The organism is Proteus sp. G4380, assembly GCF_963885725.1.
GTDB lineage: Bacteria > Pseudomonadota > Gammaproteobacteria > Enterobacterales > Enterobacteriaceae > Proteus > Proteus mirabilis.
Genome location: NZ_CAWPAV010000006.1, coordinates 1 through 20,492, shown reverse-complemented (window position 1 = coordinate 20,492; position 20,492 = coordinate 1). Strand labels below are relative to the sequence as shown.

The following is a 20,492-nucleotide window of genomic DNA, read 5'->3' as shown; positions in this document are numbered from 1 at the left end:
TATCACTGCTTTTCTTGTCTATGACGAGACCAATATGAGGACGCCCATTATCTAAGCGCCAGCTAACAATATCACCAGGCAAGTAGTCTGACGCCTCTTTGCTAATAGGTTTCACCTTTCCCTTACGCGAGAAAAAAACTTCCAAATTGGGTACTCTGCGGTGATCAATATTAGTATCAGGTCGACTAAGTCCCCAGATACGCTTACTAGGGTAAAGTGCAAAATTGGCTTTGATATCTTCATGTAACAATTTTTGTAAATCAATGCCAATTCCTCGGTAACTACGAATAATCACATCACTACACACCCCATAATGAGCAGGCACATCACCATTAGGATAATTAATTTTACGGTAGGCTGGATCATAAATAACGGCTCTAGGTAGATCCGTTGCATAAGCCACCAGCTGTTTATTTTGTGTCGGTGTTATCGCTTGGGAAACAGAAATGGGTAAGATAATCAGAGAGAGAAAGCTAAATATGAATATTTTCAAAGAATTATTTCCATGTTGTATCAATCGATGATAATTAAAATCATCTTTATTTAATGACTTTATCATTTGCTAAATAGTGGGGTAAAAATATGAGAAGGATCTTAATTAACCATGACGCATCAATAAAAAAAACCGAGTTACTCTTAAAAGCAACTCGGTTGATATCAAAGAATGAAAGTGTTTAACGCAATTAGTTAAGCACAATATGGCTTTTGCGTCGTAAACTGGCAAATAACATATATACAGCTGTCGCTAATAACACGACAAAGAAAAAGTTCATAATGCCGTTACTTGCTTGTGACATAAACATACCTGCGCCTAATGGCCCCATTGCTGAACCCACGCTGTAACTTAATAACATCACCTGAGTAATTGCCACAATATAGCTCGCATTAACATGATCACAAGCTAATGTGATAGCAATAGGATAAAGTGCAAAAGATGACATTCCTAATAAAGCTAATGCAATAATTAACACCACATAGTCATTAGACAGATAAGTCATGCCCATCGCAAATACCCCAACTAAGCACATCATGGCTAATAATAGGGTTTTACTCATCATCACCGACAATTTGCTAATAATAGGCTGAACAACCATACCACCTAAAATAATTGCTGCCATCAACACCCCAATTTGGTCGGTGTTAAATTGTCCTTGATTTAAAGCCAATGGCATCATGCCATAAATACTCCCCATCACAACGCCAGAAACCATACAGCCTACTAAAGAAGCTTTATTCAGCCGGCTAATCTGTTTAAGTGACAAACTTTTATGCTCGTGGCATTGGGGTTGTCCTTGTTTAAAAAACAAAGGAGGTAACACTGCAATTAATAGCAATGCCAATACCGCGATAAAAGGAATTGCCCCTTGCGTACCAATGGCACCAATAGCAAGCTGACCTAATGTTGTGCCACCATAAAGTGATGTCATATAAAAGCCCAAGCGTTTAGCTCGCTCTTTAGGATTATCACCAATTAATAACCATGATTCGACTACAACAAAGATACCGGCAACCGCCATACCACCGAAAAAGCGAGATACTAGCCATACCGATAAATAAGGTAACAGTGGCAAAATACTCACGGTGAATGCTAACAACAATAAAAACAGCACAAAAGAGAGCCTATGCCCTATTTTTGCAATAATAGGTTCGATCATCACTGAACCTATAAGTAATCCAATAAAGTAAATGCTTGCTAACCAGCTAGCATAAAAAGTATCAATACCAAAACTATCCATAGATAGTGGAATTAAACTCATTAAATAGCCTGATGCGATAGCAAATACCGTTAAACCCGCGACAGGTACTAATGTACTGTCACCTTTGCGTACCAAAGTAGTGTTCTGTTTCACTACCCTCGTCTCCACAATCAAAACGGTTAATCATGCGCTGTTTTCTCGAAGCCAGACATTGGCACTCCTTTCATCTAGAAAAGATGAAAGCAATAGTGATGAAAACAGTGGGTGGCGTCCCTAAGTTAGGGGTGCGTGAATATAGCTCGTTACTAAAAATAAATAAAATTATAAAATCTAATGCTAGCGAGTAATTTTATTTATCCTATCCGTTATTATCGTCCTTTCACGGTAAAAAAGTAGTCCTTGGCGCAAATTATTTTTTAAAATTGAGAATAATCTATAACCTTTGTGATAACAGCGCACAGAGCAGAATAGCGGCTATTTTATTAAATAAAACAGCCGTTAATAACAACGCTTATTCTGTACTTTGTTCTAAAGCGGTTTTGATTGCATCAGGGATTGAACTGCCATGTCCTTTCCCCGTAAAGAGGTAAAATTGGCATGTTTTGCCGGCATCAGTAAGATAATCACAGAGTTGCCGAGGAGTAAGCCAGCTACTACGCGTTTGATAGCGCAAGCGTTGCTCTTCGCTCATTTGAGAAAAATCAGGGGTTTCTTCTAATTCACCTAATGTAATGGTCACCGCAACATTATTGGGGATCTGTTGCCATTTATCTTGAGTGATCCACTCACCTTTTCCCCACCAAAGAGATGGGCTAGCAGCAATATAGCGTTGAAAAGCGTCTGGATGATTAAATAATACATATAGCGTAAACACGCCACCAAAGGAGTGTCCAAATAGTGATTGCTCAGTGATAGTGATGTTTTCTTGCGCCGTCTGTGCTAGTACATAGGGTTTTAATTGGCTTACCATAAACTGATAAAACTGTTCAACATTACCGCCTTTGGCAAAGGCTTCGCCATGTACTCTTGGGGTATAGTCGTGAGTTCTTTCCGCTATAAAATAGGCCTTTTCACCTACATAGCCTAGGCTTGCAATAACAGGCAATGGCTTTTTCGCTTGCGCTAGTGCTTCATTCACAATAAGTGGAAATTGTGCATTTCCATCAACACTATACAGCACTGTTGTCTTAGGCGTATTTTTGGGGATCGCAAGAAAAAAGCGATACTGCTTTCCTTGATGCTCAACCTCTTTTTCCATAATGTGATAATAGGTTGATACTTGTGGTGTGAGTTGAGGAACTTGTTGATTAGGTCTTGCTTGCACAATAGAAGATAACATTATCATTCCACATAACATTAGTATTCTCATCAATCAGATACTCTGTAAGTTATTATCAAATGATGGCAGTAAGCCCCATAATAAATGAGGCTTACCTTTATTGAGATAGATTAAAAACTATATTTGATATTTGCCCAATAACGACGGCCTTCATCAACGACCCAGTTCCCCCCTTTATCGTTGACCGCAGGACCTGTTTCATCGGTAATATTCAATACGGCTAAATTTAGCATGGTATTTTTATTAAAGTTATAGGTCATTCCTAAATCAAAGGTTGTATAACCACTACGATAACGAGCGCCAGTATAACCATTTCGTTGAGCCGCCCAAATTTGCTTACCAGTATAGGCAGTATTGGCATAGAAACTGGTAGCTTCATCGTATTGCCAATCAACACGCGCATTGGCGCTATGTTTTGGTGTCATATCCAATGGATAACCTTTTAATGATTCACCAGAGCCTAATTTTTCGTCATCACTTTTACGCTTAGAGTTGATATAAGTGTAATTAGCACTTACTCGCCAATTATCAGCGACAGGGAATGCAACCGCGGTTTCAATCCCTTTAATATTAGCTTTACCCACATTATCATATTGGTACAGTTTTAATCCGGTAATAGGATCGATTTCACCCGTATCGTAGTTGGTAAGCTTATCTTTAAATTCTGTATTAAAGAAGGTCACATTGGCGGTAAAACCATCACCATTATCATAACCAACACCAATTTCTTGGCTAACCGAAGTTTCAGGTTTTAAGTCACGATTACCATACATAATCGCTCGCCCTTTTTCCGTTGATGTACCATATTGAGGGCTAATTTCTCGTAAACTCGGGGCTTTAAAGGCCTTAGCAATCCCCCCTTTTATGGTAAATTCGTCGGTTAAATGGTAAACCGCGTATGCTCTTGGGTTCCAGTGCTTACCATAGTATTCATGATCATCAAGACGTATTCCCCCAGTTAGGGCTAAATTATCAGTGACACTAAATTCATCTTCTAAAAATAACGCTTTTTGATCAGCGGTGATCGTAGATTGTTTGACCTCTTTACCGCCGACTGAAGATTCGTCTTTTAAACGTGCATATTGGTATTGACCACCAAAAGTCATCACATTATCAGGAAGGAATGCGGTAAATTTAGCATCGAAAACAGTATTAGTGATTTCAGGGCGGCGATCTTCATAATATTTGTAGCTATTTCCTGTCGCTTTATCTACACCTTCCGTCTTTTGAACACGCTTGGTTTGCTCTTGATAAACACTTAACTCAGAGTGCAAAATATCAAACTGATTTTTATAAGTTAATGCCCAATGGTTACGGTCATTATTCGTTTCTAGCATTTTGTTTTTATCAAGACGTCCACCACGATTGGTAAATTCGCTCATCGATTTACCCGGTGTTGTCGTGCGTTGTAGCGAATTGCGTCCAGCTTCTAATAAAATGGTTTGGTTATCTGTAGGAGTAAAAGCTAATTTGGCCGTAATATTTTTATTATCGTTACGCCCTTGCCCATACATAATTTTATCTTCTGCACGTAAGTAGCTACTACCATAAAGTTGTAAACCTAATTTATCTTCAATTAATGGGCCGGAAAGATAAAAATCACCATTGATAGAATCTCCCGCGTCACGGTTATGTTGCAATGTTCCCCCCATGGAAACTGCACCATGCCACTCTTTAGTAACAGGCTTAGTAATAATATTAATCACACCGCCCATCGCATCTGAGCCATAGAGTGATGACATTGGCCCACGTATTACCTCGATCCGTTCAATGGCATCCGCAGGAGGAATAAATCCACCTTCATATCCACCACTCCCATTAGGGCGTGATTCACGACTATTTTGACGTCTGCCATCAACCAAAATCAGTGTGTATTCTCCGGGTAAGCCACGAATAGTAATTTCTTGTTTATTTGCATTACCATTCACACTGACGCCTTCAACCCCTTTTACGGCATCAGCAAGATCGTGTATCGGTTTTTTCTCTAATTGTTCTTTGTTGATTACCGTAATGCTAGCGGGTGCATCTGTTTGTTGCTGTGCAAACCCTGAGGCTGATACAACTAATCGTTCTACTTTATCTTCTTGTGCATGTAGTGAATAAGAAGTCATTAAAATACAGGCTGTTAAAGCACTTATTTTAAATTTCATAACAAATCCCTGAAGTCAAATAATGGTTATAGTAATGAGAATGATTAATATTATCTTAATCAATTGACTGTGAGAATAATTTTCTTTTGCAATTTAGTGATATTTTTTAATCTGCATCAAAGCAATTTAGAGCAACAAAGATAAGAAGATTTGAATAGGCATTGAAGTGACAAAAAAAGCAGAGCTATTGGCTCTGCTTTTTTTTGTAATACATTGATAAATAAAATTAATTACTAATTACCAAAATACAGCATAAAGCACACAGAGGATGATCATAATGATATAAGAAGCAATATTGAACCCACTTTGGGTTTTAAATGTTGCATCAGTTAATACAATCGCCCCTACGCTATCATCACTTTTCGTTGAGGTTAAGCTGACCAAACCAATAACAACCGCGGTGAAAATAAAGGTATACATCATTTGGTCAAGGAATGGCATTCCTAGTGGCATTAATTTTAGGAATAAAGCAAAAGGAATTGAGAGTACAACCCCTATAATTGCCCCTTTGGCATTAGTTTTCTTCCAAAATAGTCCTAACAAGAATACAGCTAAGATACCAGGACTCACTAAACCTGTGTACTCTTGGATATATTGGAATGCCTGATCAATGCCCCCTAACAGTGGCGCAATAAAGCAAGCAATAATCAATGCAATCACCGCACTAATACGTCCCACATTAACTAAGCGGGTTTCTGAGGATTTTGGCCCAATATATTCTTTATAAATATCCATCGTGAAAATAGTCGCGATAGAGTTAAGCATGGAAGCTAAAGAAGAAACGATAGCTGCTGCCAGTGCTGCAAACACAACCCCTTTAGCCCCAATAGGTAAGAATTGTGTTAACCAAGGATAGGCTTTATCCGCTTGCGCTAAGGTTGGGATATGCTCCTGTGCCATTGTTCCTAATCCTGCCATCAGCGTAGGATCGGTTGTGATAACAAAAGCTGCGATCCCCGGCACAACAACTAAAATAGGCACAATCAGTTTTAAGAAAGCGGCAAACACTAAACCTTTTTGCGCTTCATTAATAGATTTAGCAGCTAAAGCACGCTGAATAATGTATTGGTTAAAGCCCCAGTAATAGAGGTTAGCAACCCATAGCCCACCGATTAGCACAGCAATTCCTGGCAAATTCATAAATTGTGGGTTTTCTTTTGCTAAGATCATTTTAAAGTGATCTGGCGCGGCGGCTGTCATCTTACTTAAGCCTTCCATTATTCCTCCATCACCACCGATATAGCTAACAGCAAGTACGGTCGTGAAAAGTCCACCGAGGATCAGGAAGAAAACTTGTACAACATCCGTCCATGCAACCGCTGAAAGTCCACCGTAAAGCGAGTAGATAACCGCAAATAGTGCCAGACCAATAATGGCATACATCATCGGCACACCAAGAATGGTTTCTAACGCCAATGATCCTAAATACAATACAGATGTTAAGTTAACGAAAATAAAGAGTGCTAACCAGAATACGGCGAGGATCGTCTTTAAATTACGACTTTTAAAACGATTCTCAACAAATTCAGGAATGGTATAAATGCCTTTTTCAATAAAAATAGGTAAAAAGTATTTAGCAACAATGATTAACGTCAATGCTGCCATCCATTCATAAGATGCAATAGCAAGACCTATCGAAAATCCTGAGCCAGACATACCAATGAATTGCTCAGCTGAGATATTAGCAGCAATAAGAGAAGAACCAATCGCCCACCAAGGCAGTGTTTTACCCGCGAGGAAGTAATCCTTTGTTCCTTTTTTAGCTCCATCTTTTGAACGAGAAACCCATAATCCAAGGCTAATAATAATGATGACATAGAGGGCAAAGATTGCATAATCTATTGTGCTTAATCCAACACCTTCTGTATGCATAATATTTTCCTTTCAGACCCATAGAGAGAAGAGAATATTAATGTAAACGTTTCCACTTGCTTTTTCCGTTACTCCGTTCACAATTTTATCGCCTATGTTAAAAATCGGATCGATAAAGCACATAACAAACGATTACCTTAACTAATAAATCAACAAAATTCGCTGATTTCACTTTATGCTCTTTTAATTGAGAAAAAAGTCATCGCTAAAAATAAACAAAATAAAGAGAGTTTGATAACGATTACAAGAAATAATCAGATAATAATAAGAATATTTTTAAGCGATAAAACAGATAAAAAAGGCGCTTAAACAAACTGTTATAAACTTCTGGGCCTATTATCAGAAGTTTGTAACATGTTTAAAGTATAATGGATGATTAAGAAAGGTGGCTTAAATTATAAACGGAGTTGCGCTGAACCAGAGTGGGTGAGTAAATACGCTGCTTTTGGGTTAGGACTTCCCCTTGAGAAAGCTTTAACGCTAATGTTGCTGCTTGCTCTGCCATCATATGTATCGGATAACGCACCGTTGTTAGCCGAGGATGAATATAACGAGCAATAAGTACATCATCAAAGCCAATCACTGAAATTTTTTCAGGAACAGGGATCTCATTTTCATCAAGCACCGATAATGCCCCTGCAGCCATAAAGTCGTTATAGGTGACCACTGCTGTAAAATCTATCGACTTGGTTAATAGACGCATCATCGCTTGCTCTCCCCCTTCGCCTTCTGGCTCGCCATATTCAACATAGCTTTCAGGCAAACTAATATTATAAGCCGCTAAAGCAGCTTTATATCCCGCAAGCCTTTGGCTGGTATCTTCAATATGGTGAGTGGATGAGATATAGGCGATTTGAGTATGGCCTTGGCGAATAAGGTGTTCGGTAGCAATCCATGCCCCTTTATAGTTATCTAAGGCGACACAACGTTCCGCAATTTCTGGGATAAAACGGTTAATTAATACCATGCTATTAACTTCATTGGCATAAGCTAACAACTCTTCATCAGAAAGTGCCTTAGAGTGGATCACTAAACCATCACAACGGCTGTTGATCAAGAGTTCAATAGATTGGCGTTCATCTTGCGCATCATGGTAACCATTACACACCAGAATATGTTTTCCCGCTTTTCTGGCGATATTATCGACCGCTTTGACCAAGGTCCCAAAAAAGGGATCGGATACGTCATGCACCAAAACACCTAATGTTTGGGTACTTTGACTGACCAGCGCTCGCGCAGCAGCATTGGGGCGATAACCTAATTTTTGCATTGCCGAATTGACAATCTCTATCGATGCTCGGCTCGCTTTTGGTGAGTTATTAATGACCCGAGATACCGTAGCAACAGAAACACCCGCTTCTTTTGCCACATCCTTGATAGTTGCCATATCCACCTCATAAATAACTCTTATTCTGCATTAAAAACCTTGTGTCATTAATCGATGGCTAAGAAAAAGAGTAAGTTATAAAACAAGTGGCATGATTATCAGTGAAGATAAGAAATTTAAAAAGTAAAATGATCAAATAAACAGTAAAAAAGGAAAGCGTTTACACTTTCCTTTATCTATTACTGATAAAATTTATATATTGTTTGGCTATGCCACGGAGTATTTGCAGCTAAAATACCTTGGTTCTCACCCCATTCAGGATGATTCGGCCCATCAGGAAAATATTGTGTCTCTAAAGCCAGCCCCGAATAATTACCATAACGACGAGTTTTTCCTTTACTCTGTGCCAAAAAATTTCCTGTATAAAACTGTATAGAAGGCATGGTAGTAAAAACATCCATTTTAAGCTCACCTTCAGGGGCAATAACTGTGGCAATCGATGCTTTATCTGCTATTTTTTGTTTGTCTAAAATAAACGCATGATCATAGCCATTAGCGGCTTTTTGACATTCATCTCGCATAAAATCGATGCCAATACGTTTTAATTGACGAAAATCGAACCCCGTCCCAGTCACATCGACAATTTCCCCTGTAGGAATATTACCCGCGCCATTTTTTAAGTAGTGAGAAGCGTGGATAACTAAATCATGTTCAAGAGCCGTTCGCTGAGTATGCTCCCCAGCTAAATTAAAATAGGCATGATTAGTTAAACTCAGCGCTGTCGTTTTATCACTAATAGCCTGATAATTGATATGAACTTCATTATCATCCGTTAATGTATATGTCACACTGGCTTCGACGGTACCGGGAAATCCTTGTTCGCCATCTGCGGATAGCAAGCTTAAAGTGACCGACTGTGTGGATTGCGCCACAATAGTCCAGCGACGATGGCTAAAATTTTGTTTACCACCATGTAGCGTATTGTTGCCTTCATTAGCAACAAGGCGATACTCAGTTCCGGCGATGGTGAATTTAGCCCCTGCAATACGATTAGCAAAACGCCCTACCGTTGCGCCAAAATAGGCCGTTTGCTGTTGATGGGCTTTCATATCTGCAGATCCTAAAAGCACATCGCGACGATAGCCATTCACAGGGACAATACAACTTAGCCATGTCGCACCAATATCCATAATGGAGATAGACATACCAAAACGGTTTGTCAAAATCACGACTTGAGCAGGCAAACCATCAAAAGCGGCTTGTGTGGTCATCTGTTCAGGCTTAAAAAAACGGTTTTCATTTAATGCCATTAGTTATCTCCAGATAGCCCGCCCCTTGGCTTGCAGAGCAGACATAAATAGTTTCTTTTAAACCTGTTTGGTTTTTATATTGGGCTTCAACTGCTTGTGTCACTTTTGCGACTAAATCAGGAGTCACCAGCGCCACCACACAGCCCCCAAAACCTCCGCCAGTCATTCTAACGCCACCTTGCGAACCAATCACTGATTTAACAATTTCTACCAGTGTATCCACTTCGTTAACGGTTATTTCAAAGTCATCACGCATAGAGATATGTGATTGTGCCATCAATTCACTAAGTTTAGTAAGATCGCCTTGTTTTAACGACTCAGCCGCTTGTAAAGTACGCTCATTTTCGGTGATCACATGACGAGCACGTCGATACACTTTATCATCCATCAGCGTTTTTTTCGCTTGCAATTGCGCTAAGGTCGCATCTCGTAATGCAGTAACATTTAATATTTTTGCCGCTTCCTCACACTGTTGACGACGCGTATTATATTCGCTATCGACTAACCCTCTTTTTTTATTTGAGTTAATGATCATCACTACCGCACTTTCTGGCATTTTTACCGCCGTAGTGGCTAATGAACGACAATCAATTAATAGTGCATGGCTCTCTTCACCACATGCAGAAATAAGCTGATCCATAATACCGCAATTGCATCCAACAAATTGGTTTTCTGCTTTTTGACCGTTAAGGGCAATTTCTTTTTGACTAATAGGAAGTTGATAAAGTGTTTTTACTGTTTGTCCTATAGCCACTTCTAATGCAGCTGAAGAGCTTAAGCCAGCCCCTTGAGGCACATTACCTGTAATGGCAATATCCATACCCTGAAATACATATTTGGCTTGTTGTAAAAAATGAATAACGCCACGAATATAGTTAGCCCACATTTTATTAGGTAAAAACTCAATGGGATGTTCGAGAGAGAATTGATCTTGCGCATTCTGATAATCAACCGCAATCACACGAATAAGATTATCATCTCGTTTAGCGGCAGCAACTACCATTTGATAATCAATGGCACAAGGAAGAACAAAACCATCGTTATAATCAGTATGCTCACCAATCAGATTAACTCTGCCTGGAGCTTGAATAAAATGTGTTGGGGCATAACCAAAAATAGAGGTAAAAGAATGAGTCACATTATTAATCAGTGCCTGCATAATAAATCCTTAACTTAAAATTAAGTAATAACAACCTGTTACATCAATATAATAGTGATGCATCCTAGGCTAGGTAGTGATTTAAAAAGCGTCCGCCATCAACCCGTTAAGCTAATTTTCTTGCTCTTTATAATGGATATCGCTTACTTGGCGTAAATTATAAGCAGCTTGCTCTGGCGTTAAGTCGCGTTGCGATTCAGCCAACATTTCATAACCCACCATAAATTTACGTACTGTCGCAGAGCGTAATAACGGCGGATAATACAGGGCATGTAATTGCCAATGCTCAATGCTTTCGCCCTCTTTAAAAGAAGGTGCAAAATGCCATCCCATTGAATAAGGAAATGAACAATGAAATAGATTATCGTAGCGACTGGTTAATTTTTTTATTGCCAATGCTAAATCATCACGTTGTTCAGCCGTTAATTCACTCATTCTGCGAATATGACTTTTTGGTAATAGCATGGTTTCATAAGGCCATGATGCCCAATAAGGCACGACAGCTAACCAGTATTTAGTTTCAACCACGGTTCGACTACCGTCTTCAGATTCAGCTTTAACATAATCCATTAATAGATTACGGCCATATTGATTAAAATAGTCTTTTAATTGGCTATCTTTGCGTGCTAATTCATTAGGTAAAAAATCACTCGCCCATATTTGCCCATGAGGATGAGGTTGAGAGCACCCCATTGTTTCACCTTTGTTTTCAAATACTTGTACCCATAGATACTCTTTACTTAGCGCTTCTATTTGGTTATCCCAAGTATCAATGATTTTACGTAGGCTACTAATAGGTAATTCGGGAATAGTTTTACTATGATCGGGGGAAAAACAAACAACACGACTGATCCCTCTCACTGCTTGAGTCTGGAAGAGTGGATTATCGGATACTTCAACACTATATTGGTCTGTCAATAATGCAGAGTGATCGTTATTAAAAACATAAGTGCCTGTGTAATCAGGATTTTTATCACCCGAAACTCGGGTATTCCCTGGGCACAGATAACAATGTGGATCATAAGAGGGAAGTGTCGCTATCTGAGGTTTTTCATCTTTGCCATTCCATGGTCGTTTTGCTCTATGGGGTGAAACTAATATCCACTGCCCAGTCAAAGGGTTATAACGACGATGAGGATGCTCAACGGGATCAAAAATCAGTTTTGACATAATCTTCTCTCTTATTTATTAAAGATTATCTGATAGCGTTTTTATGATCTATTTCAGATAACCGTTAGGATTTTGTGATTGCCAACGCCAAGCATCGGCTGCCATATCATCAATAGAGCGAATGGCTTTCCAGTGTAAGTCTTTTTCTGCTTTGGCAGGACTTGACCAACATTGTGCGATATCTCCCGGGCGACGTGGCTGAATTTCATAAGGGATTGCTTTACCACTGGCTTTACGAAATGCTTCAATCATTTCAATCACACTGGTGCCATTCCCTGTACCTAGGTTATAGATATGTAACCCTGCTTTTTCTCCTAACGCATTTAAGGCGGCAATATGACCATCAGCTAAATCCATAACATGGATATAGTCACGTACACCAGTACCGTCTTTTGTTGGGTAATCATCACCAAATACCGCGACTTTTTCACGACGACCTATCGCAACTTGCGAGATATAAGGCGTTAAATTATTAGGAATACCCTTAGGATCTTCCCCCATAGTGCCAGATGGATGAGCACCTACTGGATTGAAGTAGCGCAGTAAACTGATAGACCAACTCTCATCTGCAATATAGAGATCAGACAAAATACGCTCGACCATATATTTACTGGTGCCATAAGGATTGGTAGTGCCACCAACAGGTGACTCTTCAGTAATAGGCACAGTTTGAGGATCACCATAAACCGTGGCTGATGAGCTGAAAATAATACTTTTTACGCCCGCATCACGCATACAACGAACTAACACCAAAGTACCGTTAACATTGTTGTCATAGTATTCGATGGGCTTTTCAACAGATTCACCTACCGCTTTTAATCCAGCGAAATGGATCACTGATTGAATAGAGTGCTGAGTAAAAATTGTGGCCAGTCGTTTTTCGTCACGAATATCCCCCTGATAAAACAGTGGGCGTTTTCCTGTTAATGCTTCAATTCGGTTAAGTACCTCTTCATTTGCATTACTGAGGTTATCCAAAATAATAGGCGTCATGCCTGCTTCTAACATTTGCACGCATGTATGACTACCGATATATCCCATTCCACCCGTAACTAAAATTTCCACATTCACCTCTTTTGATTTATTTCAAATGAAAAGCGTCAAGCGGTTTTGTTGATTGCCTCAGAGTTTAACAAGTTCAACAAACTAATTTCGTGATCAAACCGACATTTAGTGTAAACGTTTACACGCTTTTCTTATTCCTTAATTATTTAATAAAAACGACCTAATATAACCGTATTACAGCAAATTATTGTTAATAATCGTTATATAGTTATTTTAGAGAGAAGTGCCCTCTTCACCATAAAAGTAAACGATTACATTATACTGAATACTTTAATTATATGATAAAACTGATATTAATTGGTTTTTATCATACCTTATTAACATCCACGCTAATATGCTTTACAGTGAAATTAAGAGTAGCCTCAATAGATGAATTGAAGAGAAGAGAGTGTGATTTATATCTATTAGTTAATACCAATTAGGAGAACGCTATGAAACCCGTTGTAATACTTTATCAACCGCTTCCAGAAAAACTGCAACAAAAATTATCTGCCGTTGCTGAGGTAAAACAGTTTAACGCGCTCTCTCTCGATTGTGCCGATTTTAAAGCCACCCTCGCTCATGCTGAAGGATTGTTAGGTGCAGGCGGTAATATCGATAAACACTTTATTGAAAAAGCGCCAAAACTAAAAGCCGTATCAACGATTTCTGTCGGTTATGATAATGTGGATGTTGCCGCGCTCACTGAACGTCATATCAAATTGATGCATACACCTACGGTATTAACTGATACTGTCGCTGATACAATGATGGCGCTTGTTCTTGCCGTCTCTCGTCGTATTCCTGAACTAGCCGATAATATAAAACAAGGTTTATGGGTAAAAAGTATTACGCCGGATTGGTATGGTACTGATGTTCACCATAAAACCATGGGAATTATTGGTATGGGGCGTATCGGTAAAGCATTAGCACAACGCGCCCACTTCGGTTTTGATATGGATATTATTTACCATTCTCGTACTGAATATAACGATGTTAACCAGCATTTTAATGCTAAATTTTGTTCCCTAGAGATGCTTTTACAACAAGCCGATTTTGTCTGCATTACTTTACCGCTAACGCCAGAAACTCATCATCTGTTAAGCGCAAAACAGTTTGCATTAATGAAAGCTGACGCCTATCTAATTAATGCCGGACGCGGTGCCGTGGTTGATGAAAAAGCATTAATTAACGCATTAGAGCAGCGACAAATAGCTGGAGCCGGATTAGATGTGTTTGAGCAAGAGCCACTGCCAACCTCTTCACCACTTTTAACTATGAAAAATGTTGTCGCCTTACCCCATATTGGCTCTGCGACTAAAGAGACTCGCTATGCAATGGCTGAATGTGCCGTTGACAATCTGATTGCTGCATTAACCGATAATGTAAAAGAAAACTGTGTTAATTTTTAATTAAGCAAAGAATAAAAACAAAAAGGTAATAAATACAATTTATTACCTTTAAACTATCAAATAGTTAACGCTAAATTAAGCAGGATCGACGTGTATCATCACACTTAAAATCTGTGCATGCTGTTTAAGTACTCTATCATGGGCATTGACCACAATATCATGACTTTGATTGACCGTTAATTCGCCTTTAATTTCTAAATGGACATCAACTAATAAATAATCACCTGCACGACGGGTTTTTAAATCATGTACCCCTTGTACTCCTGGTGTGGTGATTAATGTATTGGTGATCTGTTCAAGTGTTTCTTCATCAGCGCCTCTATCCATGAGATCTTGCAAAGCTTGATAGGTAAAACGCCATCCCATACGGCCAACAAATAGCCCGACAATAAGTGCTGCTAGTGGATCAAAGAATTTAAATCCAGCAAGGCTACCAATGATCCCTATTGCAACCACTAAAGAAGAGGCGGCATCTGAGCGCGCATGCCAAGCATTTGCCACTAACATACTAGAATCGACTTTTTTGGCTACAGCTAACATATAACGAAATAACCCTTCTTTAGCCGCTAATGCCAATAAAGCCACATAAAGCGCGATGCTATGAACATCAGGAATGATTGAAGGATCTAACATTTTATGGATAGCAGAAAATATCATTCCCAAACCAACAATCAATAAAATCGTCCCTAACACTAATGAAGCGGCATTCTCATAGCGAAAATGTCCATAAGGATGATCGGCATCGGGTTGCTTTTGACTGCCTTTATTCGCAATTAACACCACGAAGTCAGCAATTAAATCAGACAGTGAATGAATACCATCAGCAATTAAGCCTTGGGAATGTGAGAAGAAACCAATTGTGATTTGAAATATGGATAAAAAGATATTAACAAAAACACTGACCAATGTGCTTTTCTTGGCCGCTTTGAATTTGTCAGATTGTGTTTTCTCAGCCATATTCAACTCAATATCATCAATGTGATTATGTGTCATAATAATAATCTTATTCTGTATAAATAGCCTACCCTATTTGTTTATAACGAATAGAGTTCCATAGGTTATTTCAGGTTCCATAACTCATTGGTGAGGATAAAGGACGACTCTGAATAACAATCCTGTTTAGGGACTAAGATTGCTGTCCAAACATCATATTGAGATGCTATTAACGGTTAATATGCCATACTTTATTGATTAAGTCTCTAAAAAATTACCAATAAAATCCTATAGATACAGAACAATAATATAATTGATAATCATTCTTTTGTGCATTTTCCTCTAGATGGCTAATTAAAAAACTTTTATTTTAAATATCATCTTATTTAACTCATACCTGTCAATAAGTTAAGATTGATATAGTTTTATTCTGCCTTTTTAGCTTTTTATTTTAAAAGCACTAATTATTACTATAATATAAATAATTAAGTGATAGAATAATCATTCTCACTCTTATTTAGAACGTAGATCACAGCTATATTTTTTATATTCAGTGATAATAGAGTTATATTTTAAAACTAACGTTAAGTGAGGTTTGTAATGTACAAAAAAATTCTAGTTCCTATCGATATTCTAGAAGACGAGCTTTCTCAGGAACTGATCACTCACATTGAACAAATTGCTCAAGTTGGCAAACCCGAGATCCACTTCCTCACCGTTATTCCAAATGCAGAACTTTTCTTCGGTATTGAGTTTGCCGCTATTCCTGAAAAATTTAAAGACTCTTCAGAGCGCACTCGCCTCGCTTTTATTGCTCTGCAAGATATGATCAAAGATACGAAAATTCCCGATGAGCAAATTGTTTGCAATGTCGGTGTTGGTAATGCAAAAGATGAAATTTTAGAGTATGCACGTCAAATCGATGCAGATTTAATTGCTATTGCTTCACATCGTCCTAATGTTTCTTCCTACTTATTAGGCTCAACAGCATCATCTATTGTTCGCCATGCAAAAATGTCGGTATTAGTGATCCGTTAGTTGTAAAAAAAGCCCTTTGAAAACAAAGGGCTTTCCACTCAATAATCATTAAAGATCAATCATTATTTCTTTGTTGAATCTTTAACCTCGTCAGAAGTAGACCACACACGATATTTCACATCTACATCTTTTGGTGCATAGACAACAATAGGTAATTTGCTGTTATAGCGGATAAATGCCGCTTGCCCCATATTAGCTTGAACAAAGGCGGGTTTTTTAGTGTTATCAAGACAACCCATCATCGTAGACATTGGGCCATTTAAGTCGCTTACGATATAGTAATCATAACCCCAACCTTCGAGATCTTTTTTATCTAACTCAGCACCAAACCATTGACGATTACAATCAACCATCATCTCTTTACCCACGATCAACTCAACTTGGTAATTGCCTTCGTTTTCTTTTTGTTCTAACTCAATAACATGACGAATTTGATTTTCCTTTGCTTTAGGATAAGGAGCGACTTTTTCTAAACTATCAACCGCTTGTGCGCAAGCAGACAAAGACATCGCTGCAACCAAAGATAAAATTACTTTATTCATCATTTTCTCCATATTCACAGCGCCAAATCGCTGTTAACAAATTTTGCTTAGATATTTTTATTAGTAATCATCTTAATACTAGCATTTTATAATATAGATGCTAACACTTTAGCAGATCTCTCTCTGAGAGGATTATTCTGATAATTTTTAAAGAACTCATTCTTTTATTGATGAAATGTAAATTTGTGATGCACTAACGTGCAGATCAGCTATCTATGATTATACTGAAATAGAGATCGCAATTTCTTTCATTAGGAGGTTATATGTTCTCAGAAAGACAATCACTGGTTTCTCAGTTAAAAAATACCCATCCTCGTTTCCAAGCTCTCTATGATAAACACCATCGACTTGATCAAGAAATTGCTAAATTAGAAGGACCTAATGGCGCAGGCTACAATGATGAAGTTGCAAAACTAAAAAAAGAAAAACTCTATCTAAAAGATGAAATGCAAAAAATACTTCAACAAGCTGAGAAATAAACCGTTCTTTACTACGGCGCAAATATTATTTATCAGCGACCTGAAGCGATGACCTTTTGTCATCGCTTTTTTATGATTAAAAACAAAGTTTCCCTCCTAAAAAGATGCATAATAAATACATCTTATATAATTAAGGGCTAACAAATGGCATCTATACATGGTCATGAAGTATTACATATGATCCTTTCATCAAAAGTGGCGTTTACGCAAAGATCACTTATCGAGGCAATTCATCAACGTTTTGGGGAAGAAGCGCGCTTTCATACCTGTTCTGCTGAGAATATGACAGCGGCCGAATTAGTGGCATTTTTAGAAAAAAAAGGAAAATTTATTGCTGCTGATGGCGGTTTTACTACCAGTGAAAACAAAATTTGTCGCCATTAGTAATATCAATAAGTAGATTGCCAGTAAGCAACATGTTTGGCATGTTGTTAACTATCTATCTGATCAATAAAAGTAAGATGCTCTGGCAATCTCTGTTTAACTTAATTGGTCGTTAATCATCATTCGTTTGGAGCCAACTATCATCTTCCCAAACACTTTGAATTAACTCCATAATATGCTCATGCTTAGCTTCATCTTTTACGCCCGTGACTTGGATCGTATTCATGCTACTAAAAGCGATACGAAACTGCATATCAGGATAAATAGGAATAATTTTTTTTCTTAGTTCATGTTCTAACAGCGGAAATAGTGAGTCAGTGACATTAGATTGTTTGTTAAATAAAATTTCCACACGCATTATTTTCACCATACCAAGGCAAATAAACTGTATATAAATACAGTATTATATAATCAAAAAAAAGAAAAGTATTTTTGCAAAATTTTTTCTTTTTTTGCCTTAAAAATAGCCAATTAATTTATCATCCCAGTCATGCGTTATGATAAAATGCATTTTAAATGCAACAATAAGAAGTGAGAGTACCATGTCAGGTAAAAAAATTAATCGAGAGAAGCAAACCATCCAAAAAATGGTTGCTCTGTATGAACGAGCGCATCCTAATACCGACCCCGAGTATTATCAGCAATTAGTGACATATGCTTATAAAAGACTAGATAAATGTCGCTATGGTGAGGAAAAACCCGCCTGCAAACAATGCCCAATTCACTGCTATCAGCCAGTAAAAAGAGCAGCAATGAAACAAGTCATGCGTTGGGCGGGGCCTCGAATGCTAATTTATCATCCCTATTTAGCAATTAGACATCTTATTGATGATAAGAAACCCGTCCCTGCATTACCGGCTAAAAAATCTAAACATTTATCGGGAAAATAAAGTCTGCTTTTTTTAATCGGTATAATACATGTTGTGCTAAAGGGTGTGTTTTATCTAGAGATGGATGCATAAAATATTCAGACTTCTTCATACCGAGTTTTTTCATCACCCCTTCTGAGGGTAAATTGGTCACGGCGGTAAATGCCACCACTTCTTCCAGTTTCAACTGTTCAAAAGCATATTTTAATACTGTTAAGGCCGCCTCATAAGTGTACCCTTTACGCCAATGAGATTGTGCAATACGCCAACCTATTTCAACACACGGATTAAAAGGCAAAGGGGCATTAGGAATATTTAATCCAACAAAGCCAATAAGCTCTTGCGTCTCTTTTAATTCAACGGCCCAAAATCCCCAACCATTTTGCTGAATAAATTTATCACGCAATGTATCAACCATTGCATCGCTTTCTGCGCGGGTAAGTGGTGAAGGGAAATAACGCATCACCGATGCTGAGGCGTTAATATGTAAAAAAAATGGCGCTTTATCACTTTCACGCCATTCTCGTAAACGTAATCGAGGAGTAGCCAATTCCATCATTATTCTCATTCTAATTAGTTAGGATAATAATGATAAAATAAAACAGATCATAAGTAATAAAAAGAGAATCGCTTTTATTTTTTATTTTCTTTTAGTTTACTTTCTGCAGTTACAGACTCTTTATTGGTATTAACTGTACCTTCTTTAATAGATACAACACGTTGCTGTGCAACGGCTTTAGCTTGGTGTTCAACCTGTTCAGATTGTCCAGTAAAGACACCGCCACGTTTAATTGACATACTGCCACAACGACTAGTGCCACGTAGTTCACCATGCTCTAGAATATCAAGATTGTTTGCGGCACAAATACCTTTAACAAAACCATCAATAATGATGTCTGGTGCCGTTAATTCCCCTTCAACTTGACCCGCATGCATAACACGGATCACGCCATCTTTTACATTGATATTCCCTGAAATTTTACCCCAAATTTGAATATCACCATCAACGTTAATATCACCTTGAAATACAGTGCCTTTAGCAATAATGGTATACAATTTTTGCTCCGGCATAGGCTTTTTTTCTTCTGCCATAACTGGAGCAATAGGCTCCGCGGCTTTTGGTGTTTCTGTTTTTCGACTAAACATTGCCGTTTTTTTTAACCTCAAAGTTATAGAGTAAATAATAATGCTAAAAATTAGGATAAGGGTGATCAAAAGCTCACCAGCTATTTGATATCGCCAAAAAGCCATTAATGCATATGACCAAATAATCCATATTATGCTAAATATAATATCCCGCTGTGTTCGCTTATTATCCATAATTAGCTATATCTGAACCTCCCTGATAATAAATACACCAGCTCTACTTATTATTTTAATAAATAATTATTCAAGTCGATGGCGATAATAACGCCATATATCATCCCCAATTTTGGGCTTTGCTTTTTAGGGAAAAGGTCGATTTATAAGTAGATAAAAAAGAGATAACAATTAATTTTTTGCTAATTTATGAATAAGATGCACACTTTCCCATCCTATAATGATGATAATTTATAACACGAATTAACATATAGCTAATCGCATCTATTGATAACAACTTGATTATTCAAAAATCTTCAACAAATGGAGGAGAGCTAACAAAACAACAATAAAACCATCACAGATAAAATATGAGACATTAGTCACAAAAATAAACTACCGTCTATTTTTAAGACTAATTTCTTGATACATTACTGGCCATTTTTATGATAGACGTTAATTTTTATG

Annotated in this window: 20 protein-coding genes; 5 read left to right on the top strand and 15 right to left on the bottom strand. The window is 37.9% G+C overall.

Annotation, left to right across the window (positions count from 1 at the left end; all coding sequences use genetic code 11):
* The 10 genes from AACU98_RS00320 to galE all read right to left on the bottom strand — a co-directional run.
* On the bottom strand, window positions 1-559 hold a 559-nt coding region (locus AACU98_RS00320; protein ID WP_161735329.1), incomplete at its 3' end, for a DUF1287 domain-containing protein.
* A gap of 124 nt (window positions 560-683) precedes the next feature.
* Window positions 684-1,850: an MFS transporter gene (locus AACU98_RS00315; protein ID WP_004248501.1), complete on the bottom strand. Its 1,167-nt coding sequence runs from the start codon at window positions 1,848-1,850 to the stop codon at window positions 684-686.
* Window positions 1,851-2,208: 358 nt separating this feature from the next.
* The gene (locus AACU98_RS00310; protein WP_017627946.1) at window positions 2,209-3,036 is read right to left on the bottom strand and encodes an alpha/beta hydrolase; all 828 of its coding nucleotides are present in this window, start codon (window positions 3,034-3,036) and stop codon (window positions 2,209-2,211) included.
* A 110-nt stretch (window positions 3,037-3,146) separates the two neighbouring features.
* On the bottom strand, window positions 3,147-5,186 hold the full coding sequence (locus tag AACU98_RS00305; protein ID WP_060555585.1) for an IreA family TonB-dependent siderophore receptor: 2,040 nt from the start codon (window positions 5,184-5,186) through the stop codon (window positions 3,147-3,149).
* A gap of 237 nt (window positions 5,187-5,423) precedes the next feature.
* Window positions 5,424-7,058 carry a sodium/sugar symporter gene (locus AACU98_RS00300; protein WP_004243978.1) on the bottom strand — a complete coding sequence of 545 codons (1,635 nt, stop codon included), beginning with the start codon at window positions 7,056-7,058 and terminating at the stop codon, window positions 5,424-5,426.
* A gap of 376 nt (window positions 7,059-7,434) precedes the next feature.
* Window positions 7,435-8,445 (bottom strand): substrate-binding domain-containing protein, encoded by a 1,011-nt coding sequence (locus AACU98_RS00295; RefSeq protein WP_004243980.1) that lies wholly within the window; start codon window positions 8,443-8,445, stop codon window positions 7,435-7,437.
* Between the two features lie 179 nt (window positions 8,446-8,624).
* Window positions 8,625-9,695, bottom strand: coding sequence for a galactose-1-epimerase (gene galM / locus AACU98_RS00290; RefSeq protein ID WP_012368169.1), 1,071 nt, complete (start codon window positions 9,693-9,695; stop codon window positions 8,625-8,627).
* Complete coding sequence (galK, locus tag AACU98_RS00285; protein WP_161735327.1) at window positions 9,682-10,854, bottom strand: galactokinase; 1,173 nt, start codon at window positions 10,852-10,854, stop codon at window positions 9,682-9,684. Before galK ends, galM begins: the two co-directional genes overlap by 14 nt.
* 111 nt (window positions 10,855-10,965) lie before the next feature.
* Window positions 10,966-12,024 carry a UDP-glucose--hexose-1-phosphate uridylyltransferase gene (locus AACU98_RS00280; RefSeq protein WP_004243985.1) on the bottom strand — a complete coding sequence of 353 codons (1,059 nt, stop codon included), beginning with the start codon at window positions 12,022-12,024 and terminating at the stop codon, window positions 10,966-10,968.
* A gap of 48 nt (window positions 12,025-12,072) precedes the next feature.
* The gene (galE, locus tag AACU98_RS00275) at window positions 12,073-13,089 is read right to left on the bottom strand and encodes a UDP-glucose 4-epimerase GalE (RefSeq protein ID WP_004248507.1); all 1,017 of its coding nucleotides are present in this window, start codon (window positions 13,087-13,089) and stop codon (window positions 12,073-12,075) included.
* A 431-nt stretch (window positions 13,090-13,520) separates the two neighbouring features.
* On the opposite strand from galE, the gene ghrB reads away from it, so the two are divergent.
* Complete coding sequence (ghrB, locus tag AACU98_RS00270; RefSeq protein ID WP_017827165.1) at window positions 13,521-14,480, top strand: glyoxylate/hydroxypyruvate reductase GhrB; 960 nt, start codon at window positions 13,521-13,523, stop codon at window positions 14,478-14,480.
* 75 nt (window positions 14,481-14,555) lie between these two features.
* Here ghrB and AACU98_RS00265 read toward each other — a convergent pair whose 3' ends face one another.
* On the bottom strand, window positions 14,556-15,473 hold the full coding sequence (locus AACU98_RS00265; protein WP_004243988.1) for a cation diffusion facilitator family transporter: 918 nt from the start codon (window positions 15,471-15,473) through the stop codon (window positions 14,556-14,558).
* Between the two features lie 540 nt (window positions 15,474-16,013).
* On the opposite strand from AACU98_RS00265, the gene AACU98_RS00260 reads away from it, so the two are divergent.
* A complete protein-coding gene (locus tag AACU98_RS00260; RefSeq protein ID WP_004243989.1) occupies window positions 16,014-16,451 on the top strand; it encodes a universal stress protein in 438 nt (145 codons plus the stop codon).
* A gap of 62 nt (window positions 16,452-16,513) precedes the next feature.
* Here AACU98_RS00260 and eco read toward each other — a convergent pair whose 3' ends face one another.
* Window positions 16,514-16,993: a serine protease inhibitor ecotin gene (gene eco, locus AACU98_RS00255; protein ID WP_004248511.1), complete on the bottom strand. Its 480-nt coding sequence runs from the start codon at window positions 16,991-16,993 to the stop codon at window positions 16,514-16,516.
* Window positions 16,994-17,256: 263 nt separating this feature from the next.
* On the opposite strand from eco, the gene AACU98_RS00250 reads away from it, so the two are divergent.
* Together AACU98_RS00250 and AACU98_RS00245 are read left to right on the top strand one after the other, a co-directional pair.
* Window positions 17,257-17,472: a DUF465 domain-containing protein gene (locus tag AACU98_RS00250; protein ID WP_004243991.1), complete on the top strand. Its 216-nt coding sequence runs from the start codon at window positions 17,257-17,259 to the stop codon at window positions 17,470-17,472.
* 144 nt (window positions 17,473-17,616) lie between these two features.
* Complete coding sequence (locus AACU98_RS00245; RefSeq protein ID WP_004248513.1) at window positions 17,617-17,856, top strand: YecH family metal-binding protein; 240 nt, start codon at window positions 17,617-17,619, stop codon at window positions 17,854-17,856.
* A 112-nt stretch (window positions 17,857-17,968) separates the two neighbouring features.
* Here AACU98_RS00245 and AACU98_RS00240 read toward each other — a convergent pair whose 3' ends face one another.
* Window positions 17,969-18,214, bottom strand: coding sequence for a DinI-like family protein (locus AACU98_RS00240; protein ID WP_012368173.1), 246 nt, complete (start codon window positions 18,212-18,214; stop codon window positions 17,969-17,971).
* A gap of 184 nt (window positions 18,215-18,398) precedes the next feature.
* Between AACU98_RS00240 and AACU98_RS00235 the strand changes: the two genes are divergently transcribed.
* Window positions 18,399-18,746 carry a nitrous oxide-stimulated promoter family protein gene (locus tag AACU98_RS00235; protein WP_161735325.1) on the top strand — a complete coding sequence of 116 codons (348 nt, stop codon included), beginning with the start codon at window positions 18,399-18,401 and terminating at the stop codon, window positions 18,744-18,746.
* Here AACU98_RS00235 and AACU98_RS00230 read toward each other — a convergent pair.
* Together AACU98_RS00230 and AACU98_RS00225 are read right to left on the bottom strand one after the other, a co-directional pair.
* Complete coding sequence (locus AACU98_RS00230) at window positions 18,724-19,284, bottom strand: GNAT family N-acetyltransferase (RefSeq protein WP_041701199.1); 561 nt, start codon at window positions 19,282-19,284, stop codon at window positions 18,724-18,726. The two genes, AACU98_RS00235 and AACU98_RS00230, sit on opposite strands and share 23 nt — an antisense overlap.
* A 74-nt stretch (window positions 19,285-19,358) precedes the next feature.
* A complete protein-coding gene (locus AACU98_RS00225; RefSeq protein ID WP_004248516.1) occupies window positions 19,359-19,871 on the bottom strand; it encodes a bactofilin family protein in 513 nt (170 codons plus the stop codon).
* Window positions 19,872-20,492: the final 621 nt, after the last annotated feature.